Genomic DNA, 24,307 nt, shown 5'->3' with positions numbered 1-24,307 from the left:
ACAATTTTATCCATAATAGTAGCTAAAACTATTGTTACATATGCATTTGACACTTTAACCTAAAATTATTTCGATCGGTATTGGTTTTTTCAATCAATAATATTAAGTTGTGTAAGTTTTTCTTGTTTAATAGTTATAAGCAAGACCACAAGTAGTAAAAGAGCGATCGCGAAACAACATGGTAACACTGTCTAAAGGCTTTGAAATAGAAATGTATACCGGTACGCCTCAAGGAGAGGTCGTCGGGCTGTCAGATAAAATAGTTCGAGCTTTAGACGGCTTCGTACGCGAACCCGATACCCGTAATGTTGAGTATACAACCGCTCCTTGTTGTAGCTACGATCGCGCCTTATGCGCTCTACTCAAACCGCGACAAAAATTAAGAGCCTATTTGCAAAGCTTGGGTAATTACACTTTGATCCCCGGGAGTACACTCTCTTTAGTAGAAAGCGATCGCTTCTATCGTTCCGATCCCAATAATCCCTACCATGACTATATCGAACAAACTTACGGAATTAAAGTTGTTACCGCCAGCGTGCATATTAATCTGGGTATTAGCGATCCCGATTTGTTGATTAAAGCCTGTCGTTTAATTCGGGTCGAAGCTCCGTTATATTTAGCTTTGAGTGCTTCTTCTCCTTTTTTCCAGGGTCAAGCTACGGGGTATCACTCTACACGCTGGCAAATGTTTCCCAAAACTCCCGACCACGTACCTCTATTTGAAAGTCACGCTCATTTCGTGCATTGGACGGAAGCTCAGCTAGCCGCTGGAACGATGCAGAATGTACGCCATCTCTGGAGTTCCGTACGTCCTAATGGCGACCGCCGTCCCTATAAACTCAACCGTTTAGAATTGAGAATCTGCGATCTCATCGTCGATCCCCTGGCATTACTCGCCGTTACCACTCTTATAGAAGCTAGACTGTTACAGATGTTTGGCGATCCTACTCTCGATCCCCTCAAGGTTACTCATTCTCAAGACTTAGTGGCTCTTACCGATGCTAACGAAACTGCTGCCGCTAAATTTAGTCTCGATGCGGAATTAAACCATTGGCGAGACGGTAATAAAATCATTGCTAGAGATTGGATTCAGGAAATGTATCGGGAAGTTTATCCCGTGGCTAAAGCTAACGGCATTGGCTGTTTTCTCTCTCCTCTCAAAAAAATCTTGCGCTCTGGAAATAAAGCTCAACAATGGCTAGGACTTTACCAACAGGGAATTGACATTCCTAATATAATCCAACAGGAAATTAAAAATATGGCTCAGCAAGAACGAGACTTAGAAGATGCTGTCTGCCGAGAAATTTTAGTAGCGTAAGTGAACTCGGGTTACTTGAAGGAAAGAAAAGATAAGAACCAGAAGCAGAGAAAGCAGAAGTACCAGGGTAGGACAAGGTGACAGGTAGACTGGAAGACTAGGAGAAACATTTTCCTTTTTATTTATACTTTTTAGTTTCTAATTAATTATGCCCCGTGTCGTTCTCGTTAATCCTCAAATTCCTCCCAATACTGGCAACATAGCTCGTACCTGCGCCGCTACTAAAACCGAACTCCATCTAGTCGCACCGTTAGGATTTGAAATTAGCGATCGCTATTTAAAAAGAGCGGGTTTGGACTATTGGCCTTATGTAAATCTACACTACCATCAAGACTTAGCTGCTTTTCGACAACTCCATCAGCAACGAGGAGGTAGACTGCTCGGCTTTAGCGTCAGAGGTCAACATGACTATTTAGACTGTCATTATAGAGATGATGATTGGTTATTGTTTGGCTGCGAGACAGCAGGTTTACCTCCAGAAATGCTTCACGCTTGCGATCTTACTCTTCAAATTGCGATCGCTCAGCCTGAAGTACGCAGTCTCAATCTTTCCGTTAGCGTCGCTGTAGGTTTATTCGAAGCTTTACGACAGTTGAGAGTTGGAAGTTCAGAATTAGGAGTTATTGATAACTATTAACTCCGAACTAAAATATTGCCTTTTACTGACTTAGTGCTCGCAGAAAATTTTGTAAATTACTTAAAATTCCCGATTTTTTGCGTTGAGATCGAGCACTATCCCCCTGTACCTCAGAATCGGACAATTTGGATAACAAAAGGTCTAAGTCTTCTCCTATAGGCTTATTATTCAATTCCGTAGCTAGTTCGTAACCAGTGTCAGTGTTTAGCCAAACTTGCCACTTGGCAGGATGACGGCGTAGAATTGCCGCGCCTTCTAAAAGACGAAAATAATAGCTGGTGTAAATAGTGCTGATAAAACGCTTGCGTATTTGTCTAGCTGTGTAACCAATGCCCACCACAGCGACATCTTCTAACTGAGGAATCAAGAAAACTACGGGACGATCGCCTGCTAGATTGCAGAGTTCCTCGGCACGACCGACTTCTACTGCCGAAGGACAAACTACAATAAACAGTCGATCTTCCGGACTAACTTGAGTCTCAATAGAAGTAAAGCGGCTACCCATATCCGTTACCTGAAAGGGTTTTTCTCCCCAGTCCCGCTTTGCCAACATTGCCGCACCCGTATCGGGAAACATCACTTTGACACCAGAACCGTATTCTTCAAACATTTCGGCAAATTCTAAAGCTAGTAATTGAGCCTTAAGGGCAATTTCGGCAACTAAAAGCTCCACCTGAATGCGACCGTAACCATAGGCGATCGCGCTTTTAGTCGCTACTTTGGCTTGTTCTACTGCTTCGTCTAGGTTTTGAGGAAAAGTATTCATAGAATTTTTTAGAGATCTCGGGAGATCGAACATAAAACTTTTATTGAAGATGTTACCAACAAGCTAGCTAATTACATAAATAACCGTAGAATAATATACATAAAATTTATCGGTAGAAATAGGAGACTGAATTTTGAAAAAGATCGAAGCTATTATTAGACCCTTTAAATTAGATGAAGTTAAAATCGCTCTAGTCAATGCTGGAGTGGTCGGAATGACCGTTTCAGAGGTTAGAGGTTTTGGTCGTCAAAAAGGGCAAACCGAACGCTATCGAGGATCCGAATATACTGTTGAATTTCTGCAAAAACTTAAACTCGAAATTGTTATTGAAGATGCTCAAGTAGATATGGTAGTAGATAAAATTATCGCTGCGGCGAGAACTGGTGAAATTGGTGATGGTAAAATTTTCGTCCATCCCGTAGACCAAATTGTTCGAATTCGCACGGGAGAAAAAAATTTAGAGGCTGTTTGATTTAGCCTATCGTTCTAGGGAGTAAGGAACTGAGTTCAACTTGTCTATTCTCCCTAGACATTATTTATTATTCGAAACTATAAATTTATATATGTTATGATTATTCCTGATGAGCTTAAACAACTCAAGCTTGCGGGCGAATGGCGAAATTGGTAGACGCACCACACTCAAAATGTGGCGTAGCAATACGTGTCGGTTCGAGTCCGACTTTGCCCATGAAGTATACACCGCAATGATTTCAGAGTCCATCAATCAAAGAAAATGGATTTAACTTGGCTGGACTAAGTTAGAATTTTACCCAATTATTACCCAAATATAATACGTAGTTGTAGTATATGTTTACAAACAAGATCCGGTTGCCAGCTAAACTCAAAAGAAAAATCGCCATCTTGTTCTGAAAGTTAGCTAAGCTCACTGCGTAAATCCGCTCTGACTCTGGAAATGTGGGTTACCAGCGATGGTTATGTAACAAAATGTTAAGTTGCCAGCAATAAGGCGCTCCCAAGGATATTGGACACCAGGACACTAGACCCGTAGGCAATCTGACAGACATAGAGGTGTCGCGCGAGGAATTATAGGGTACGTATGAGGATTAATAGCTATTTAAATTGGAAGCGTTTGATATGAGAGAGGTGCGGTGCTTCCAGAACGTTTACCTTGTTATCTTCAATATTCGGTAAGAAGCGACCTTGGTTATCAATATGTAGTCAGTAATAATTAAGCGATAGTTACAACCAAAAGCGCAGTGCGTGTCGCTGCTTTTTCTCGAGCGGCGGTTTTATTCAGGGACAAGTGTCACTTCTGTCACTCAAACTGTCACTTTACTGTCACTTTTTGTAACTAATCGCAAGTATTGCCATACCGTTGTTTGAGTGTCTTTTCCAAAGTTTTTAGTGACAGATAAATTTTAGAACTGTCACTAAGCGAAAGCATTACCATACCGTTGTTTGGGACAATTTAGTAACACAATGACACTTATTTTAAGAAAGACTTTGCAAGTACTTTATGGGATAAGGAGGAGGTAGGGAGAGGGATAGGGATAGGTAAGGAAAAAGATAAGTAGGGGAGTGCTCGGTCAAAAAACAGCGTTTCGGTCACTTTTTGACTTCAAAGCTATATAGGGACGAGCTTTCGCAAGTGACACTTCTCAAAAATGTACTGTCACTAACTGTCACTAAAATTAATTGAAACTCGTGAAATGCATAGAGGGTATATGTTTCGGGTAATGACCAAAAGTGACAGTTTGAGTGACAGAAGTGACACTTTAATTTTTCTTAATCAGTCAAAGATTCTTTTCAACTGTTCTAGTTTCTCTCGCACCAAGAGTTTTCAAAGTGTCTTTTTGAGCCTCAGTTAAACCTGTAACTCCTGTAATGTTCATTTCTTCATAAAGTCGAGCGGCTCTAAGAGTTTTAAGACACTCACCTATTTTGACATTCCACAGTTTAATCGTTCCATCTTGAGAACCACTAGCTAGGGTTTGACCGTCGCTACTGAAGGCAACTGAATATACTTCTTTTGTATGACCAGCAAAAGTTTTGAGGCATTCACCTGTTTTGATATCCCAGAGTTTGACTGTGAAATCGTGAGAACCGCTAGCTAAAGTTTGACCATCGGGACTAAAAGCAACGGAAAAAACCCAATTTTGATGACCGATAAAAGTTTTGAGGCAGTCACCGCTTTCTATATCCCAGAGTTTGACTGAGTTATCAGCACTAGCAGAAGCTAGGATACGACCATCAGGACTTATTGCTACTGACCAAACCACATTATCGTGAGCGGTAAAAGTTTTGAGGAAGTTACCACTGCTAACATCCCAAAGCTTTACTGTATTATCGGCACTGGCAGAAGCTAGGATACGAGCGTCAGGACTGAACGCAACTGACCAGACCACATTTTCATGACTGGTAAAAGTTTTAAGACAGTTACCACTGTTACCACTTCTAACATCCCAAAGCTTTACTGTATGGTCAAAACTACCACTAGCTAAAATCTTGCTATCGTTACTAAAAGCTATAGAACATACCCAACCACTATGTCCGGTGAGAGTGTTTGAGTTTTCGCCCGTGGAAATAGACCACAGTTTAATAGTTTCATCGTAACTTCCACTAGCGAGGATATTGCTATCAGCACTCATGGCAACTGCACAAACCTGAGCTTTATGTCCAATAAGAGTTTGACGACATTGACCACTCTTAAGATCCCAAATCCTCACTTTATCGTCTGTATGACCACTCACTAGAGTTTGACCTTCATTACTGAAGACAACCGAACGAACCCAATTAGTATGTCCAGTAAATGTTTTGAGGCAATTACCAGTGCGACTAGACCACAGTTTGACAGTTTGATCGAAACTACCACTAACTACAACCCGATCGCGAGGATGAAACGCTATCGACCAGACTGCATTACTATGTCCAATGAATGTTTTAAGACAAATACCACTTCCTACATCCCAAAGTTTTACTGTACGGTCGGCACTGGCAGTAGCTAGGGTACGACCATTAGAACTGAAGGCAATAGAATTAATCCATTCTCTGTGTCCTGTAAAAGTTTTGATACAGTTATTACTTCTAAGTGACCATAACTTAATCGTACAGTCAGCACTGCCACTAGCTAAAATCACTCCCTCTACTTGGTTAATGGGAATCATACTAAAAGCAACTGAAGAAATACCATGAGCATGTCCTGCATAAGTCTTGAGACAGTTTCCATTGCCTATATCCCATAGTTTTACTGTATGGTCGGCACTGCCACTAGCCAAGGTTTGACCATCAGGATTGAAGGCAACAGAATTAACCCAGTCTGTATGTTCAGTGAAGGTTTTGATACACTTATCTTCACTTACCGACCATAGTTTTATAGTGCGATCGTAACTGCCACTAGCTAAGATTTGACCATCGGGACTAAAAGCAACTGAAGCAACACCATGATTGTGTCCCGTGTAGGTTCTCATACAGTTACCGTTGTTAATATTCCATAGTTTTATAGTGCGATCGTAACTGCTACTGGCAAGGATTTGACTGTCGGGACTAAAAGTAACTGAGCGGATCCAATTGTCATGTCCTTTAATAGTTAAAAGTGATTTAGCTGAAGGCATCTGCCAAAGGCGAATTTGACCGTTAACATCTCCAGTTGCTAACAGATGACCATCTGAACTGACTGCCACAGACAAAATACTTTCCAAGGTCTCACTAAAAACCGATTTAGCTAAATCTGAGTTGGCAAAATTGACCGATCGCAAGTTTACTTCTTGAAGATCGGCTTGCCAGATGGTTAATCGAGAAACATCAAAACCTGTTAGATCTACTCCTAGTTGACACAATAAATTGAGAATATTGCCCCCTGCATAACCTTTAACTGGCTGGGATTTTGAGCGTAGCTTGTCTAGAAGTAGTCGGAGGAAATTTTCCAGGTTTTCTGGAGAATCAAGAATAGCGATCGCGCGTTCGATTACTGGTTGGAGGATAAGGCGAATTTGCGATTCCCTGACATAATCTGGAGCTTGTGCTTTGATTAAAGCGTGACTGTTAAAAAGATCGATCTTTCCAGAAATAACCTCGGCACATACCTGTTTAATTAATTTATTGGTCACATATTCCATCACCACTGATTGCTGAGTCACGGCACTGGCAGTTTTTTCAATTAGGGAACGACGTTGCAAAGAAGCGATCGCCTGAATGATTTCGCTAGGTGATACTTTAGTAACTAAATCTGCGGTTAATTCTTTAAAGGATACTGGTTCTCGATCGATCGCTAACCAGTACATGATTTCTCGTTCTCTGGCACTGAGGCGATCGAACTGTTCCCCTAAAAGCTCGTTAAGATCGTCAAATAGAAAAGAATCTCGTTCTAATAGCTCTAAAAAGCGAGTAATATCGCTATCAAACCAATCGGCGATCGCTGAGGCGACTATTTTTAATGCCAGGGGATTGCCAGCATAACGATTAGTTAAGGTTTGCCACTGAGCGGGAGAAGCAGAGAAAGAACCCTTGCGATCGCATATTGCCTGTCCGATCTCTGAAGGCAAACCAGACAGTTGTAGAGAACGAATAGGTAAGGTTTCCCCTTCCAAACTGCTCAATCCTTGGGGTTTTTCCCGCGAAGTCATTAATAAGCAACTCTGGTGGCTAGTTTGTCCCACAGCCTTGAACAATTGATCATAACCTTCATATCCCTCTCGATAGCTACCCGTACGTACCCCACTTTCTAGTATTGATTCCCCATTATCTAAAATCAACAGACAATGAGAAGTTCGTAAATACTCAAGTAAGCGTAAGATTCTGCCGTCCAAGCGTTCTGGGAAAGTAGTTTCCTGTTGCTGAGAGAGAAATTGAATCAATTCAGCTAAGATATCCAATATATCAGGAGCATTACGCAGACTACGCCAAATAATTAACTCAAATTCAGACTCAAGCAGATGAGCTAGTTTTGCAGCTATGCTGGTTTTCCCTATTCCCCCCATACCCAAGAGAGTTACTAGCCGACAGTTATCGACGACAAGCCATTGCTGAAGAGTATCTAATTCTGCTGTGCGTCCCAGAAACAGTTCCACATCTGGGGCATCTCCCCAATCGCAATGTTGCTTGGGAACATCCCCCAATAGGGGTAATAACTCTCCTGAGTTTATTTTCTTTTCCAGAATGCGCTTAAAACTCTTCTTACCAACCTTTTCTCCCAATACTTCTGATAATTCACGCCATAATTCCGCCGCCACATCCCTAGCATGACCTTCCGTACAGTAGGCAACTTGGGCGATCGCAGGATAGGTTTTCCCATTCCAAGAACCCTGCAAAATCTCTCTTTGCAATGCCGTAAGGTTCTTACCCGTCTGGTTGCAGAGGGCTGTATCTACCAGGTTGAGTACTTCTTCCAAGTTCATGACTGGGAAAAGTTTGGGAGTTGAACCACTGAAATTACTCCCAAATTCTCCCTTTATTTTACGACTCCCTGCCAGATTTTCATTCTACACAGATAAAGAACTTTTTATTTGACGTGAGTGAGATAAGTGAATTTTGTTTATTGTTGCACTGATAAAAATAAGCTGAAAGCTTTAGTAATTAAAAGTTTTTTAGTTAGTTGAATAGAAAAATTTTGCCTTTCAAAATCACTCGATCTAACCAGCCGACATTCTATCCTACATTTGCCTGACTTTTCCGACAGACAAAGCCTTGGAGGGATTGGCATGATTGGAATATGAAAGCCAATATTCACTAAAACAAAAACAAAAAATTTTCATTGACTTTCTTCTCGCAAGAATCACTTATAAACTTCAAAAAGGAGAAATAAATCATGTTTTCCAATTCAGAATCTAAAGAATCCATTGTCTTAAACTCCTCCGGGAAGGTGTTAGGTTCCTTCAATCCAGAAAAACTAGCTGTAAGTGCTATTGAAGGAGGTGAGACTCCCGAAATTGCAAATTTTCAAAGCAATTATATGGAGAAAATTATCAAACACTCGAACTTAGATATCGTGACTACGGATGGTATCCGCTATGCAGTCAAACAACTAAAAGACAGTAAACCCAGTGAACCTCCATCAAATGAAGTATCTGAGAAAATCACACAATATTTGGTCGAGCGTAATAAAGAGTTCAAAGTGATGCCTAGCTCGGAGTTTAATCCGATTCAATCAGTTTCTCTACCTAAATCTGGCTGGAAAAAAGGTGAAGTACCATTTACAGGAAAGATTTCTAGCTCATCAGTACCAATTGTATCAATTAGGAAAGCAAGCAAAGAGAAGATTGAAGAGAAGCTACAAGAACCTTATGCAAATGAATTTCCAGAAAAATTTGATACTTTCGATATTGGCTTTACGACAGATTTAACGACAGAAGGATCTCTGCTCCAGCAAAGTTTCGTTTCTCGTAATAGTGATGGCGTTTTAACTGGAGAACAAGACTCGGAAACTGGTAAAGTCGATGAAGAAGATGTTGAGCTTCCTGGCGGATATGAAGATGACTGTTATATCATGACGGGTAAAGCAAACAAGGGATGTACTCCAGTAGGTAAACCTATTTGCAAACATAAAGGAACTGTTATTGCTCCTGTCCGATTGGAACCAACATGGAATGGCACAATCGTTTATGGAAAGCCCATTGTTAAAACACAATCGACCCACACTGTGCAGATAATTATTTCACGTACACTGATTATGAAAGGCATAGCCTATAATAAGCTTTATACTCGCGTTGATTGCTGTTGCTCTGTTGATGTTGAGTTGTTTGACTTTAATGGAGATTGCTGGACAGAATTAAGATACCGTGGTGAAGGACAAAAAAAGGAAATTACTAGAAAAAGAAATCTGAAACCTGCAGTCAAAATTGTACGCGATTGGAGCGAATGGACAATTGAGATAATTCTGGATATGCTCAAGAGTGGTATATCAAGTGCTGGTAGTGCTGCTGGAGGAAAAATTGGCGCGGCAGTCGCCGAACCATTCGAGATTGAGGCAAAGAAGGCAGCTAAAGATATATTTGATGAGACGGTTGGTGAAGTTAAAAAAGGTCTTGGCTTGAAAGAATAGCTAATGTAAGCATTGGTATTGTTATAGCACCGATATTTTAGGTGCTTTACATTTCATTGACTCACCGTCTATGCAAATAATTTCCCTTGAAGTTAAATAATCGCAACTATCCTATTCCCCTCTTGAAGGATGATCGCTTTATCTCTCTAATCCTCAAACAGAACCGATTTCATTAGGAGATCGCTACTTCGTATCAATAGTAGTAATGAAATCCAAACGCATTGCAAAATCACACAAATCAACAAAAAAATAGAAACATAAGGAGTCAATATAATGTTAAACAACAAAAACAACAGTAGAATAAGCATTGAGCAATTAACCCATCGAGAGTTAATCGACATATCGATAAAAGAATTGACTGAAGTATCAGGTGGAATGTTAACAATTTCGGATCGAAATCTTATCAAAACCGATAGCCAGCCAAGACCATTACTAAAAACAGATGTAGTCTTGCAACCAACTAACGATCGCTTCCGACGTTGCGCGATCGATCCAACATTATGTTAAATCTGACGCATACTTGCTTCACAAATAATCTAGAGATCGTCAGCTAGCAGCCAAAATTATTACTTAAGCAGAGTAAAAATCTAGAATCTATTTTCTTGAGATTTCTTGGAAATGGTATTACTTCTGGCGATCTCTATTCCTTAGTTGTGAATATTACAGTAATTAATTAAAAATTTCTCAAAACAACAATGAACGAACAAATATTAAATCTTAGTCCTTACCAAAAAGCAAATAATCAAGGAGGCAATTTAACTCAAGCTGGTAGAGATTACATCAACACTAACACTACGAATATGAATTTTTTAATTTCATTTTTCATTATTGGTGTTTTTGCAATGGGGGGATTAGCATGGGCAATTAACGTAGGGTTAAAGCAAAACATAAGCAATACCCAATCAGAACTACAAAAAGCTTCACCCAATTCCATAAAAAGTTTTTCAATATAATTTTGACAATGGAGGCAGACTAATCATGATACAAGATGGTAATGCTGGTAGAGATCTAATTCAAGTTGGACGTGACTACATTCGACATATCAATGTCAACATTGCTAGTGGTAATTGGCTAACAGTCGGTGTTAGCTTGCTACCTGCTATAGCTACTGTATTTGTAGCGGGAACTGGAATTAAGCTTACTTTAGAAGTCGTTCAAGAGCAAGTGCTACCAACTATAATCACTAAATTTTCTAGAGACTCAGTTGCTCTAACTCCGCAAATAGATTCATTGTCAACCTCTGAAAACAAATCAGGCTCAGACTCGACAAATGCTTTTCAAGCTAAATCTCAGATTGAAGAAACTAAAATTGCCACAAATATTAAGAGTCTCCAAGAAACAAAAAAGTGTCGAAAGTGCGATCTTATAGGAGTCAATTTGAGTAATGCTGACTTAGTTGGTGCAGATTTAAGAGAAGCCAACTTAAGCGGTGCTAACTTGAGTGGTGCTAGTCTGAAAGATGTCAAATTAAGCAGGGCTAACCTGGAACGTGCGAACTTATACAACGCTGAACTTATTGGTAGTAATTTAAGCAATGCCCAGTTGCAAAGAACCAATCTGAGTTATGCCAACTTGTCATTAGCAAATCTAAAAAAAGCTCAGTTGCAAGAAGCCAACTTAAGTAATGCTATTTTAAACCTAGCAAAATTAAGCAATGCCAATCTATGGAAGGCTAACCTAGGGAGTGCGAAATTAATCAATACCAACTTGAACAACACCGATCTAAGAAGTACTTACCTAAGTTTTGCCAACTTTAATAATGCAAAATTGATTGGCTCTCAATTGAGTGATGCGAATATATACTCCGCTAAATTTTCTGGAACTAATTTGAGTAGTGCAGACTTGAGGGGAACTCAAACAAATAACGAGTGGTTTGAAAAATGGAAAGACATTAATCTGTGTGGAGCAAAAATGCCTGATGGTACAGAATCTCGGCAGGGTTGCTAGTTTTTGGGAAAATGGTTAGTAAGATGTGCCGTTCTATTTTCTTGGAATTGTTATTGATTCAGGCGATCGCTTTAAAATAACTACAACCAGATGAATTAAGGCGATCGCATTGTCTAAAAGAGAACAATTGTAGAAGCAAATAAAATAGAAAAAGAACCACGTTTACTCGTCTTAAGTAGATAGAATTGCTAAAAAATCTTCTGTAAGCATTGCAGGAACAGCAGAATTAACAAAATCCGATATATTTCGTGTAACGACAATTTCTAATCCTATAGCTTTAGCTGCCTCACTCGTTACCGCATCTTCAAAATCTGTAATCGGACTTTGTAGCGCAGCTCTAATCACTTCATCCGTAACGCTAGCAATTTGAATACGCTGTAATAACTTTGATATTAGTTTTTTAGCGACTTCATTACCAACTTGACGACGTAAGATATAAAAAATGTTGGTGACAGCATGACCTGAAAGGTATCCTTGTATTTACCCTAAAGCAACGGTGTTTAATGCTTTGGCAGAAGCAACAATAAATGGTTGTCGTTTTGCTAAAACATCAAGCAATACGGCACTATCAAATAGAACCCGCCTCAACTATTATTTTTCCTCTAAATAATCTACATATGATTCTTGAAAATTTTCGTCATCAATTTGAACTATACCAATCAGACTCTGAGTCCAAGGATGGAGATCGTCAGCGATCGATTTTGCTTCGGGAATAGGAAAAGTAGATACTTGCGTTTCATGCTCGATAGAAGTCAATAGAGACTGAACCAACCGCCAACGCTCGCTAATTGGTAATTGTAAAGCTTGTTTTTGCAATTCTTTTAATGTCACGATTCACGATTTCAATATTCTGTTTCTAATTTTAAATTAATGGGATAACCGATCACTCGTTCCACTTCTTACAAAAATTTATCGCCCAAAGCGATCGCAACTATTGAGTCTCAAAGTCTTCGTGCGATCTCGCTTTCTACTTTCTTGGAACTGGTGTTGATTCAGGCGATCGCTCTAGAGTTGAATCTAATCTAAACGAGCGACGAGTTTACTTGATTCGATCTATCTTTAATAAAAGCGATTGCGACTAAAGTATCCCAGCCTAAGTCTGACCGAGAGCGATCGGATAATAGATTGAACTTGTATCGGTTAATTGAGTAGCAGCAATTTGCGTTTAGAATCACTCTTTCCAAGTATCCGACATTCTTGCCTACATTGTTCAAACTTTTCCGACGGTCAAGGCTTTATGAGTATTGGCAGGATGTAACTGTTAGTCGATTGAGCAATAAAGACAAGAGCAGATGAAATTATTGACAAACACAATTGTTGCTTCAGTTCTCACTTTTCTAATTTTTACTGCCAATAAAACTACCAGGCAATGTGACCAGACCGCTGAAGAACAAATTCACTATTACAAAGCTTATATCGATCGAAAAAACACATAAGTAAAAATTGCTATTACGCAATTACTAATACAGCATTCTTTTTTGAAGACACCTTCGGCTTTGAGACCCATGAACAAGCAAAGGAAAAAATGGCTAGTAAAAATACTTGTGTGGTTAGTCGCTGAGATTTTACTCAACTTCGTCGGACTCGATAATTTAGCTGACTATAGCGAGTATGTTTTTGAGAGAAATATCATCGTATTGAATCGATGATCGAGCAAATCTACCTGACTGACCAAAACACACTTATTAGTCAGTAATTAGCATCGCGTTTAATCAATAATTTTGTGAATCTGGTTGATTGATAAAAATAAAGTTGTTACTTGGCAGTTAACCTAACCATTGCCAAAGCAGGAAAATCTGGCAATGACAACCAAACAGTATGGCTTTAAATTATCTTGATGCCTTGGCAATCAAATCAAGAGATTTTAGCGTTTCAAAATCATTGTTTTCAAACATCCGACATTCTTGCGTGCATTTCTCCGACTTTTCCGACGGTCGCAGCTAGAGAGAAATTGGCAGCATGAGAATGTCAAACAAAAAAATACTTTGTATTTAAAAAAGGAGAAAAAAGATGGATCTTTTATCTGACAACTTATTGGCAGACAACCTTACTGCTTTATCTCAAAACAATGAACTACTTACCACTTCCATAGACGATTTGCAATTAGTATCTGAATTGTCCCTAATCTCAAAATTGGAAGAATCTCAACCCCAAGACAATGAATTAGAACTGATTACTAATCCTACTTCCGATTCCCTTATAACTGAGTCTACTTTTTTATCAGAAGATGGAGGGATTAATAATCAACCAATTTTCGATCCAATCGAAGATACGCGGGTAACGGATTTTTTTCTCCCCATAGAAGAAATACCCGAACCCGAACCTAATTCCGAACCCGTTCCACATAAGTGTGGTAAGGGTAAAGATCTTTATGGTAAAGAGCAAGATGAGACTCTAACTGGCGGAAAAAACAACGATCTAATAACAGGTGCTGGTGGTGACGATGTTATATCTGGCAAGGAATGTGATGATATTCTGCTCGGTGACGAGGGAAACGACACCCTGAAGGGCGGTAAAGGCAATGACAATTTGATCGGTGGTAATGTCAAGAAACTAGAAGGAAAAATAGAATTTGTCGAACTGCCTGACGGCAACGACTCTTTAGAGGGAGGTGATGGCAACGATTCGCTAGCAGGTGCTAAAGGCAATGATACTCTCAAGGGGGGTAATCACAAGGACGAGCTGTTTGGCGGAAGTGGCAATGATTTTCTGGAAGGAGGTAGCGGCAATGACTATCTATTAGGTGGTGTTGGTAATGATAATCTCAAAGGGGGGGACGACAACGATATATTACATGATGACGAAGGTAATGACGAATTATTCGGTGGAAATGGCAATGACCAACTAGTTGGAGGTGACGGCGACGATCTGCTATTTGGCGGTGATGGTGATGATATTTTAGCGGGATCATTTCCAACTACCCTGGAAGCAATAGATCCTTTGATGGGTGGCAAGGGCAATGATGTTTTTGTATTAGGGAATAAAAATGCGCCTTTTTATACCAATGATGATCGTAAGGGTTATGCTCAAATTCAAGATTTTCAGCAGGGTCAAGACTTAATTCAACTACATAAGCTTCCAGGAGGTAATGGAACTTATAGCTTGAATCAGGTTGGAGTCAACATAGAGATTTTTATTACACAGCCACAAGGTATTTCCGAGCTAATCGGCATTGTTGAAAATGTGCAGGGACTTATTCTTAACAACGATTTTTCTATGGTGTAGCCCACATCAAATCCCTTTCAACAGTCCCATCTTTACCTTCAAGCTTGCATCCTATGTATACACATTTAAGGATTAGCTAATCCTTGTACAATTTCCAACTAACTGTAACTGGACGAAGAAGCGCGCTCTTTTATCGGTTCTCAAGTTTCGCCCGTACCTGATGTTCTTTGGCGATCGCCTTAACCGTATCAAACCAAGCCTCGGTCTTAATTATCGTCAATCGCTTCCAAATATCGCTCGATAGGTTATTCGATGCGGCAAGACCTTTGTTCGTTCTAATGTCCCGTGATATCATAATTCCTAGAATGTAATATGCGATCGGAACATCGGGATTTCTAGAGGCTCAATTCTTTCAATTCCGATGTTTCCGTGTTTCCAGGACTTATAGTACGGCGACAAGACAAGATGGGGAGCCCGTTGCCCAATGATTTTTAATGTTTGGAAGAGAGCGAGGGAGAAAAAACTAGATAGGTTGAGTTTTCGAGCTCATCAGTACTTTATTACTACCAATTAATAAAAGCTCAGGTAGCTAAAACCTGGACTCAACCAAACAATTATTTCGAGTCAGGAAATATTCTTGACTCTTACTTACCGTTGAAATTCGCTGATACCCCCTCAAGATTTTGCCGCTAATTCATTAAGCTAGATTTCCCTTTGTGGTACAAATTCTAGAACATCATCTACATCGCAATCGAAGTAACTACAAATCAAATCGAGGGTATAACTCTTGGGAAGTTTTTCTCGGTCTTTTGCCAATTGATAAATAGTCTGAGGATACAGCAACAGATCTCGTGCTACGGCGTATGCCGTTACATTATGTGATTCGAGCAGTATTTGTAATTTGTTAAATATCATCTTTAAGCACTAACCCCCCATTCAGCTTTTATCCCTTGCAATAACCTCTCATCGACATTCTGAAAATACGTCAACTCAGGCTCATAAACAGGAGAACAAGCATACTCCCAATTAACAATGTCTAGATTTACGATTGGCAGATGATAATCAGTAAGAGGTTTGATGTTTTGGCACTCGTTATGTTTTTTCCAAACCCAATATCCTCGGTAGCACCAGTAACTGTATTTCTGTGTTCCGGGGGTTAAGGTTCTAAATTCATCCTCATCCGCCAAGGTAATGTGGACGATTAATGTACCTACCGTTACTTCAAAAACTTGGCACAATTTATCTAAAGTGTTGGCAGTAGGTAAAACATCAGGGTTATTGACCAGATTATATAAAGTCACTTCTTTGATTCCCGATAATCTCGAAAGCTGGGGTACGGTTAAATCTCGCTGACTGAGAAGTACGTCTAAGGTGTTTTGGATCATTTGATTTAGGGTAGTTAATTTTAATTTGTTGACAAAGATTCTTACCCTAAATTTTTTACTGGAAATTTAATCAACAGCGATTGCGAGATACCTATAAAATTTTCTTATAGTAACTATTTGTTTTTATCTATATTAAGCCTCCAAACCACGCAAAATCGTTAATCCCCTTCAAGCACGACATTTAGTAGACATTTTGCCTGTGTAAGAGTATCTGACGCTCAAAAAATAAATAAATTTCACATGGTTTATAAGCATCCCAATCCCAAGAACGAAGTAATTTCGCTCGGTTTACATCCAGATTTATTAAAACTGATCGATATTGCGGCAAGTAACGAACTCAAGACTCGTAGTTTCTTTATTCGCGAAGCACTATCTAACGCGCTAATCAATCGCGGCGCAATTCCTAGTTTGGGAAATAATACTGAGTTCCAAAAAACTTTGCAGGGTTTGTGTGGAGAGCAAATTGCTCCAGGTTCTGCGGCGAGGGTGCCAACCATTATTTGAAAGTTGTAACTATTTTTGGACAAAAAATTCGGGGGCTAAAGCGTCACCTCGCCCCCAGAGAAAACTTACTACTTAAAAAATGAAAAATTCAATTTTAGAGCCTCAAGTGGCTATCAATAGTTCCATTGTACCAGAAAATAGTCTGTCATCGAACTCTATAAGTCTTACACAGACAGAGATGGAGACATCTGAAGTGGTCAAAAATACTTTAGTCTCAGAGGGTCATAGACTACATATTGAAAACTTCGATGTCCTAAAAAGAGTAGAGACAGTAAATCTGAAGTTCTTGAGGCTTCTTAACTATCATCCCACAGACACTATTTTCGTCCGCGTTATTGGAGAATTTTCTGAGAACAAAAGTGGTCAGTTAAGTAGTCTCATGAGTGGTTTGAAAAAATCCAATGAGGTCAAAAACCAAAACGTCTACTTTGTGGTTAATGGTGGCGGTCATAGAGCTGAGGACGTAAAAGTCGGTCGTGCCTTAATGCTTGAGATAGACAAAGACGAGCAAGGAAATTTGCTCCCAATTGACGAGCAGTATCAAATAATGGTTGATAAATTCGGAATACCCACAGTAGCGGTATTCACAGGAAATAAGTCTTTACACTGTTATTACGCTTACAAAGAACCCATTGATACTAATTTATGGAAGCAAATGCAGGAAGATGCTCTGGCATTCTGTCCTATTGCCGACCAAAGTATCAAGGATTTGCCTCGCGTATTACGTTTAGTCGGTTTTAAGCATTCCGAGACTGGTAATTACTCCGAAGTTTACGCCGAGTCTGGTATTAAGTACTCCTATGAAGAGTTAAGAAACAAGATACCAGCAAGAACCGTTAAAACTAAGAAACAGAAATCCGTTGAAAAAACTAAAAAGGTAACAAAACCCTCGAACAATATAGTAGATATTTCAAATTTCCAAAATACTAAGTCAGCTAAAGGCTCTGAGCCACAAAAGGCGCTCGACTACCAGATAGATTACGACGCTTATTCTCAAGAGGACATTGACTGTCTACAAAAAATAATTGCTTGTCTCGAAATAGTTTCCGAATCTGATTGCGATGCAGAAAGCTCTTGGTTCGAGATTACTTGCGCGCTCAAATATGAAGCTTTAAAGCATCCAAATATAGAAGCAGAAATCGAAGATATTTGGGATAAATGGTCGTCTCAATCCGATAGCTACAATCGAGAGGAGAATCATTCTCGTTGAGCTAGTTTAACTAATACCTCCGAGCAAGCGATTACTCTGGGGACTGTGATCGAAAAGTACTGCGGGTGCTGGGATAAAGTTCGCAAACACATAGAGAAACTTTTCCCAAAGTTAGAGTCTGATAGCATAGCTCTTTATCTTGTAAGTTCGCGGATTGGTACTTTCCAATCTTGTTTGGCGCAAGTCCTAGAATCACAAGGTTACATCAGCCTGGGAGGAAAGTGCTATGAATGGACTGGCACTCATTGGACGATGGTAAATGATGAAGCGATGATGACTCATATCGCTAGAGAAAGCCAGAAGTTTTATCGGCTCGATGACTCCGAAAAAAGATACTATCCATTTGCGACCAAACATAATGTAACTAGCGGGCTGAATTTCTTTAAATCCCTGCACAGCCATAGCGATATCAATATGAGTAACGCCCATTTGATTGCGTTTGACAATGGTACCTTGGATATTCGTACCAATGTCCTATCGCCAGGTCATAACCAGGACGATTATCTAATTTACAAGATTGTCGGCGATTATGTCGAGGGCGCAGAATTGCCAGAGGTGGCGCGAGAATTTTTTACTTCGGCATTTGGCGAGGAACTAATTCCTTATCTTCGCGCCGTTTATAAAATGTATCTCGACCCCACATTTCCCTATGGCAAATTCGTTCATGTGATTGGACCTTCTGGTAGTGGCAAGGGAACTTTTATTCGTTTATTGCTTTCGATGTTGAGTCCGATATCAGTCGGTTCGGGTAACGACCTCACTTGCTTTAATAAACCAGATAAAGTGATGCAGGAATTATCGGGAAAGTCTATTTATGCACTGCCAGATATGAGTGGGTTTACCAGTAACTGCACTGGTTTCTATGAATTAGTTGACAATGGAATCCTTAGTGGCAGAAATTTATACGCCAGTCATACCATTACCAAACGTTGGAATGTCCGATTTATAGTAGGTTCGGTCACTCCTTTAAAAGTCGGTAGTTCCAGTGACGGTTGGGCAAGAAGAGTTCTGCAATTACCCACAAAACCCAGAGAAGGTCAACCCGATATTTATTTAGAACAGAAGCTAAAAGATGTTAGCGCACAAATTGCTTCCTGGGCCTTACAAATGCCGAAGGAAGAAGCCTTGGAGCTCATCCAGAATGCGGGCACTAATGAGATTATTAGGGAATCGACCTTAGAAGCTACCATCTTTGGCGATCCAGTAAAACAATTCTTAGATCAGTGCGTATTATTAACGGGGCGTAGTACTGAATTTGTAACAATCTCCGACTTGCATAAATATTACAAGTTGTTTTGTGATAACAAAGGATATAGACCAATGGCGATGAATTCTTTTAGCAATACTGTTCAATCGGAGCTGAGACACTTGTATCTAAAACGCACAACCATTAAGGGGAAAAGGCGTCCGGCTTCTATAGGTTACATCAAAGTGGTCGAAGGTTTATTTAGTCAAGCAAGTTACTATGGTTCTGTAGGATATTGCTCGGAACATGAAAGCGAAGGCAATCTCAAAAATCTCTTGAAGTTCGATCCAAGTAAAGTAGACTCTGACCCCGACTTGGCTGAGATAGAAACTGCCATTTTATTTTATGATGAGGTCGTTTTAAAAAGTATTCATGAACGTAGACGGACTCAAAAGCCCAAACTTCGAAAAATCTATGAGACCATCGATGAATCGAAACTAAATGAGGCGCAAAAAGAACTTTTGGCACAGGCCAGAAAATGGTAGGTTGAATTCTCGTCGAGTAAATTGATTTGAGGGGCGGTTAAATCAAGGCCGCCTTTTTTAAGTAAGTGTTAAGTGTGGGCTAAGAAGGAAAGCAGGCTGAAATAGGCTTTTTCTGTTGGTTTACTGCGATACCTATGACCTCGAAGACAGCCATAATGCCAATGCGATCTGGAAGTGCATATGGCTTGCCAACTACTAAACTCTATTAAAGTTACTAACGCGGCGAGGGCTTGCGAGCTAATTTTCAATTGGGCTGCGAGAGCAATAGAGACGATCAGAGTTGTTACCGCTTTCCGTCGAGAAGTTTGTAGAATTTATCGGTAATAAGTCGTTGTCAGAGGTAATACTCGAAGATTTACAGCAGTGGCTTGACGGCTTGAACCTTAGATTTAAAACCTACCACAACTGCTAACATCGTTATCAAAACTGCCTTAAAATTGCTTCACAGGAGAGTATCTTGAGTGGACTTCCAAACAATTCTAATCAGTGCAATAGTCGGTATTATTACAAGTGCTATAACAGCTTACATAACTACACTGTTAAAAATAAAGGAAGAAAGAAAAAAATGGTTCAGAGACTTTGCTCTTAAATATGCTGAAAAGCAAGCATCGGATCTTATAGTTGCTCAAAGAATGGCCGAGCAATTTGCTATAGGTGTCTTAATATATGAAAATCCAACAACGGCAGAGCGTGAAAGATTCTTCATTCCACCGAATTGTCGCTTAACAGCAGGTCGTAGTGAAACAAACTCAATTTCTATAAATGACATTTTTCTTTCACAACGGCACTGCGCTTTTGATGCTGATGAGAAGAATGTCTATGTTCTAGATTTGGGTTCACCAAACGGTGTCTTCGTCAGTAGTTCTAAGTCCGGTCGCGGATATATAAGAGTCTCTGGTAAGAAGTATAAACTATACACCGATGATGTTGTAATGCTTGCAAGTACTACTAAACTAAGATTTCACCAACTAGATAAAAGAAGGTAGGTCTAATGGCGTTAACGGGGTACGAGTAGTAGGTGTACCAATTATTACGCTAAGGCTAAAAACTCTTTTACCTTAAGCATTTCACGATTCCTTCCCATTCGCGATCTTGAAAACAGAGCCGTAATTCTCGATAACGGAGAATGAACCAATTTCCATGATGCAGAAGTCCACCATTTAAATATATGGGAGAGAGACGTAAGACCAGAGGATAATATCTGGCTCGGTCCGGCGATCGAAGCATCGTTTGAATTATATGCCCTAAAAGAGCCTTATATTGCCGTGTTGAAATTTCACGATTGCGATGAAATCCGAATGGGAGAATTCGATCGTGAAAGTGCGATGATATAGTATATAGTCTACCAATCGGAAAATGGTGTCGTACCTTCTATCTCCTTCACGCCCTTACACTTTAAGCCACTACTTCCATTTTTAAGCCACTACTACGGTTTCAAGTAGTGGCTTAGCGCGTAACCATTGCCCTCTATACATTTCGCGCGCCAAAAGGTATTAAGAGCTTGATTTTTAAGCCACTACTTTTTTTACAGTAGTGGCTTGAACGAAACTTAATCCCTGTATGTGTTTCGAGTCATGATTTGGGACTTTTTTGACTTTAAGCCACTACTTTCTTGAAAACTAGATAGGAGAGGGAGAGAAAAGAAGAATATAGAAGTAAGTTTGTCAAAAGTAGTGGCTTAAAAGGCCAAGTAGTGGCTTGGAGCGTCAGGGACTGGGTTTCGGAACTTGGCAAGTAGTGGCTTAAGGTCAAAAGTGGTGGCTTAAGTAGTGGCTTAAGAGTAAAAGTAGTGGCTTGGAGCGTCAGGGACTGGGTTTCGGGTACTTTGGCATTAGTTTGGGATATAGAGAACAAGAGATAGGAAGCAACATTTACCGTCAGAATCTGTAGTTCCATCCCCCGCAAAAATCAAACTCGCGGGTTATTATTTAGTCTCGCAAATCGTGGGGGGGGCAGTTGCCTTGGGAATATCTCGCAGAAGGAGGAGAAACTCATCGCATACTGAGAAAATTATGACTCTTACGTACCTGTTATGCCAAACTGTTAGCCCGACCAAAATCAATCCTTTTTATTAAATAGAGCTGTCAAACCAACAGAAACACTAGTACTAAAGAACCAAAATTATTTACTTTCTGGCAATTTTTTCTTTTTTGTTTATCTCTACTTGATAAATACTCTCTCAAAAACCGTCTAATTTTTACAGACAGTCAAAAAACCTAGTGCTAAACTTGCAATATCGACATTCTTGGTGAAGCACACAATTAATAATTAATACTGACATCAACCATTTATTATGTCATATTGACCAAACTCAAGAAAATAAGATTTTTGTAAATTTGAATAACAACAAATCCCTGACTTGACAAGGAAATTTATTGATGCCGCTCAATAGCAAACATAGGTGTACCAGCTTCTAAAACACTGCCGGTGATTGCTCCCCCTTTCTGGGCGGCACAATGAGCTAATTCCTGAGAAATGTATTAGTAAAAATGTAGCCTAAATTTCCCGAATGCTATTAGTAGGGTTAAAAAAGATAAATCTGCTCATTTTTTGAGTAAATTGTCTGTATTGTCTATCGAACTAAGTTTCTGACAATCGATTGACTCTATCGCTCCTAGCACTCTGAAATATCTCAGACCAATTCTGTCAAAGTTGCACTTGATTGAGTTACTTAAACTACCATCCTAGTTTAATCAACAGTGCATCTTTTTGGGAGATAGGACGTTGCTGCCTCAAATTCACAGGGGATTTTAGAGGTCTGTCTCCAGCATTTGGGGATGAATGACCAACCAAATAGTGAAAACTTTTTTAAACCTAGAAATAATAAAATATGACAACATTGGAGCCAAAAAGCGTAGAGCAGACTATTAAAAAACTACCTTTAGAGATCGTAAATTTGTTACTAGTAAAGAGCGACAAGAATTGCCAACTAACTTCAGTGGACGACGCTCATAGTCCTAAAATAGCTTTAAAACTAAATGGACAAAAATTAGTCGCATATATTTTAAGTTCTCAAGATAGCGAGACCTACGATAGAGCCCAAGAAATTGCCGATTCCTTGGCAGAATGCGAGCGCAATATTAAAGCCAAAGAAGAAGAACATGCTCCAATTAAGGCAAAATACCAAGAAGGGCGAGCAGAACTCAAAAAATTGAAACTAGCAAAACAAGAAGAGATTGAGACTAAAGTAAAAGAATTAGAACGAGCATTAAGTATCGAAGACTCAGAAAAAATTGCTCGCTATAACGCAGATAAAGAAAAAGAAGCTACCAAGTCAAAACGTCAAAAACAAATTAAAAAGTCTTTAAAAGAAGTCGGCAAGGGTTTTCTGGCAGCTGAGCTCGATGGTCTCACAGAAGAATTTGGAGAGGCGATTTGCCAAGTAAATACAATTACATTTAATTTTTGGCAAAAGTTACGCCAACAAATCCAAGAAAATAAAGAACCAAAAATAAATTTCGATACTGAAGAAGGTTGGAAACAAGTTAGCCAAAAATACGACCGAGAATGTAAAACCCATGAAACCAATATTATTAATAAAACCAGATTAAATCCAGATTGGAAAGATGAGACAGACGATGAAGCACGGGTAACGCCACAGCTCGTGTCTCAGAGTAACGAGATTGAAGCTGTCGCTGCCTGAGACAGATTGAGACTGTCCCGTGCCAGGCTCTAAAATAGCTGTTTGCCTCAGTCGCGGGAATCTCCGAGCACTTAGTTTAGTAATGAGAGCAGACTATAGCCAATACTTTTTGATGGGGCAGGATGCAATACTGTTCGGATAAGCCATGAAATCGAGGTCGAGGGAAGATGTTGGAGTTATTTCTTCTCTACACCCTACACCCTTTCTCACCGATAACTTTAGTTAACCGAACAGTATTGGGGCAGGATACTTGACGGCAAGTCTTTTGGCAAGTTGAAGACTTCAATCAGTTCCCGCTCTCATTAGTAAAGATGTCTAATAGGTATCGAGTTCTATTAAGGTCTCTCCCAAATTTAAATTCTCATTGTTGATAACGTATCAACTTAAAGCGTTTGCTAGACTTAGATTGTTACAAAATACCAAAGAATCCTGATGCAAATGCATCATCTTGTGCAGCATTTAAAGAAAAGAACTAGAAATTTTTAAACCCATAACTCATAACATCAATTATATGGTTAGCACTGTGGACAGATGAAACTCACAAATGTCCTACACTCTTATAGCTCTTAACAACCTCAAAACTATACAGAAGTGCTGTTTCATCAAAATCTCTCAATGGTGAGCAGCATAGGTACCATTCTTCTACTTTTTTCTACTACTCAAGAAAAAAATTTTTCTCCGAGTGTTTTTTCTCCGATTTTTGCTGTCTGTCTAATTTAGTCCCTTACCTCGTAATGTCTAGGCAACTGGGAGATGGCGAATACCGTATCTGAGGCAATTGAGAATATAGCAGATAGTGACCAAGTAATTTAACAGTTTTCCTCTTATCAAGAAACTATTGCCTATTAGTTTCAAAGGTCAGGGCAAAATCAGTCTGGAGAACTTATACCTTTCTTCGCTCAACACAAAAAGTTGTTTGGGGATCGTAGACCACGAATTCTGTTGTTCCCAATACATAGAGCTGAATGGACACCGCAGCCCAAAGTAGATAGTTTAAGATGTGT

General features: G+C 39.6%; 20 protein-coding genes, 1 tRNA gene and 1 pseudogene. 14 read left to right on the top strand and 8 right to left on the bottom strand.

What is annotated here, in order from left to right; translation table 11 throughout:
* Positions 1-178: 178 nt before the first annotated feature.
* Both gshA and ACLFKQ_RS26755 read left to right on the top strand, forming a co-directional pair.
* The gene (gshA, locus tag ACLFKQ_RS26760) at positions 179-1,318 is read left to right on the top strand and encodes a glutamate--cysteine ligase (RefSeq protein WP_449002703.1); all 1,140 of its coding nucleotides are present in this window, start codon (positions 179-181) and stop codon (positions 1,316-1,318) included.
* A 148-nt stretch (positions 1,319-1,466) separates the two neighbouring features.
* The gene (locus ACLFKQ_RS26755; protein WP_449002702.1) at positions 1,467-1,955 is read left to right on the top strand and encodes a tRNA (cytidine(34)-2'-O)-methyltransferase; all 489 of its coding nucleotides are present in this window, start codon (positions 1,467-1,469) and stop codon (positions 1,953-1,955) included.
* Between the two features lie 22 nt (positions 1,956-1,977).
* Here the strand turns inward: ACLFKQ_RS26755 and ACLFKQ_RS26750 are convergent, their stop codons facing one another.
* Positions 1,978-2,721, bottom strand: a complete 744-nt coding sequence (locus tag ACLFKQ_RS26750) for a DUF1995 family protein (RefSeq protein ID WP_449002701.1) — start codon at positions 2,719-2,721, stop codon at positions 1,978-1,980.
* A 133-nt stretch (positions 2,722-2,854) separates the two neighbouring features.
* Here ACLFKQ_RS26750 and ACLFKQ_RS26745 point away from each other — a divergent pair, with 133 nt between their 5' ends.
* Entirely contained in the window at positions 2,855-3,193 is a 339-nt protein-coding gene (locus ACLFKQ_RS26745; protein WP_449002700.1) for a P-II family nitrogen regulator, read from the top strand.
* Between the two features lie 134 nt (positions 3,194-3,327).
* A tRNA-Leu gene (locus ACLFKQ_RS26740) sits at positions 3,328-3,409 on the top strand.
* 1,066 nt (positions 3,410-4,475) lie between these two features.
* Here the strand turns inward: ACLFKQ_RS26740 and ACLFKQ_RS26735 are convergent.
* On the bottom strand, positions 4,476-8,075 hold the full coding sequence (locus ACLFKQ_RS26735) for a WD40 domain-containing protein (protein ID WP_449002699.1): 3,600 nt from the start codon (positions 8,073-8,075) through the stop codon (positions 4,476-4,478).
* A 410-nt stretch (positions 8,076-8,485) separates the two neighbouring features.
* On the opposite strand from ACLFKQ_RS26735, the gene ACLFKQ_RS26730 reads away from it, so the two are divergent.
* The 4 genes from ACLFKQ_RS26730 to ACLFKQ_RS26715 all read left to right on the top strand — a co-directional run bounded on the left by ACLFKQ_RS26730 (position 8,486) and on the right by ACLFKQ_RS26715 (position 11,665).
* Positions 8,486-9,718 carry a hypothetical protein gene (locus ACLFKQ_RS26730; RefSeq protein ID WP_449002698.1) on the top strand — a complete coding sequence of 411 codons (1,233 nt, stop codon included), beginning with the start codon at positions 8,486-8,488 and terminating at the stop codon, positions 9,716-9,718.
* Between the two features lie 273 nt (positions 9,719-9,991).
* Positions 9,992-10,225 carry a hypothetical protein gene (locus tag ACLFKQ_RS26725; protein WP_449002697.1) on the top strand — a complete coding sequence of 78 codons (234 nt, stop codon included), beginning with the start codon at positions 9,992-9,994 and terminating at the stop codon, positions 10,223-10,225.
* A 188-nt stretch (positions 10,226-10,413) separates the two neighbouring features.
* A complete protein-coding gene (locus ACLFKQ_RS26720) occupies positions 10,414-10,671 on the top strand; it encodes a hypothetical protein (RefSeq protein WP_449002696.1) in 258 nt (85 codons plus the stop codon).
* A 25-nt stretch (positions 10,672-10,696) separates the two neighbouring features.
* Entirely contained in the window at positions 10,697-11,665 is a 969-nt protein-coding gene (locus tag ACLFKQ_RS26715) for a pentapeptide repeat-containing protein (RefSeq protein ID WP_449002695.1), read from the top strand.
* Positions 11,666-11,836: 171 nt separating this feature from the next.
* Here ACLFKQ_RS26715 and ACLFKQ_RS26710 read toward each other — a convergent pair.
* Both ACLFKQ_RS26710 and ACLFKQ_RS26705 read right to left on the bottom strand, forming a co-directional pair.
* Positions 11,837-12,253, bottom strand: a pseudogene (locus ACLFKQ_RS26710) (PIN domain-containing protein).
* 3 nt (positions 12,254-12,256) lie between these two features.
* Complete coding sequence (locus ACLFKQ_RS26705) at positions 12,257-12,496, bottom strand: hypothetical protein (protein WP_449002694.1); 240 nt, start codon at positions 12,494-12,496, stop codon at positions 12,257-12,259.
* 1,179 nt (positions 12,497-13,675) lie between these two features.
* On the opposite strand from ACLFKQ_RS26705, the gene ACLFKQ_RS26700 reads away from it, so the two are divergent.
* Positions 13,676-14,890 carry a calcium-binding protein gene (locus tag ACLFKQ_RS26700; protein ID WP_449002693.1) on the top strand — a complete coding sequence of 405 codons (1,215 nt, stop codon included), beginning with the start codon at positions 13,676-13,678 and terminating at the stop codon, positions 14,888-14,890.
* A 130-nt stretch (positions 14,891-15,020) separates the two neighbouring features.
* On the opposite strand, the gene ACLFKQ_RS26695 is transcribed toward ACLFKQ_RS26700, so the two are convergent.
* The 3 genes from ACLFKQ_RS26695 to ACLFKQ_RS26685 form a co-directional block, all read right to left on the bottom strand.
* The gene (locus tag ACLFKQ_RS26695) at positions 15,021-15,185 is read right to left on the bottom strand and encodes a hypothetical protein (protein ID WP_449002692.1); all 165 of its coding nucleotides are present in this window, start codon (positions 15,183-15,185) and stop codon (positions 15,021-15,023) included.
* 347 nt (positions 15,186-15,532) lie between these two features.
* Complete coding sequence (locus ACLFKQ_RS26690; protein WP_449002691.1) at positions 15,533-15,745, bottom strand: helix-turn-helix domain-containing protein; 213 nt, start codon at positions 15,743-15,745, stop codon at positions 15,533-15,535.
* Positions 15,746-15,747: 2 nt separating this feature from the next.
* Complete coding sequence (locus tag ACLFKQ_RS26685; RefSeq protein ID WP_449002690.1) at positions 15,748-16,215, bottom strand: helix-turn-helix domain-containing protein; 468 nt, start codon at positions 16,213-16,215, stop codon at positions 15,748-15,750.
* Positions 16,216-16,455: 240 nt separating this feature from the next.
* On the opposite strand from ACLFKQ_RS26685, the gene ACLFKQ_RS26680 reads away from it, so the two are divergent.
* The 4 genes from ACLFKQ_RS26680 to ACLFKQ_RS26665 all read left to right on the top strand — a co-directional run bounded on the left by ACLFKQ_RS26680 (position 16,456) and on the right by ACLFKQ_RS26665 (position 20,646).
* Positions 16,456-16,719 carry a hypothetical protein gene (locus tag ACLFKQ_RS26680; protein WP_449002689.1) on the top strand — a complete coding sequence of 88 codons (264 nt, stop codon included), beginning with the start codon at positions 16,456-16,458 and terminating at the stop codon, positions 16,717-16,719.
* 79 nt (positions 16,720-16,798) lie between these two features.
* Complete coding sequence (locus ACLFKQ_RS26675) at positions 16,799-17,929, top strand: PriCT-2 domain-containing protein (protein WP_449002688.1); 1,131 nt, start codon at positions 16,799-16,801, stop codon at positions 17,927-17,929.
* A gap of 174 nt (positions 17,930-18,103) precedes the next feature.
* A complete protein-coding gene (locus tag ACLFKQ_RS26670; RefSeq protein ID WP_449002687.1) occupies positions 18,104-19,660 on the top strand; it encodes a primase-like DNA-binding domain-containing protein in 1,557 nt (518 codons plus the stop codon).
* A gap of 461 nt (positions 19,661-20,121) precedes the next feature.
* A complete protein-coding gene (locus tag ACLFKQ_RS26665) occupies positions 20,122-20,646 on the top strand; it encodes an FHA domain-containing protein (protein ID WP_449002686.1) in 525 nt (174 codons plus the stop codon).
* A 610-nt stretch (positions 20,647-21,256) separates the two neighbouring features.
* Here ACLFKQ_RS26665 and ACLFKQ_RS26660 read toward each other — a convergent pair.
* Positions 21,257-21,556 (bottom strand): hypothetical protein, encoded by a 300-nt coding sequence (locus ACLFKQ_RS26660; protein WP_449002685.1) that lies wholly within the window; start codon positions 21,554-21,556, stop codon positions 21,257-21,259.
* Between the two features lie 1,042 nt (positions 21,557-22,598).
* Between ACLFKQ_RS26660 and ACLFKQ_RS26655 the strand changes: the two genes are divergently transcribed.
* A complete protein-coding gene (locus ACLFKQ_RS26655) occupies positions 22,599-23,303 on the top strand; it encodes a hypothetical protein (protein ID WP_449002684.1) in 705 nt (234 codons plus the stop codon).
* Positions 23,304-24,307 lie beyond the last annotated feature (1,004 nt).

Source organism: Myxosarcina sp. GI1(2024), from assembly GCF_053543375.1.
Note: the sequence above shows the minus strand (reverse complement) of the source record. Positions and strands in the feature narration are given on the sequence as shown.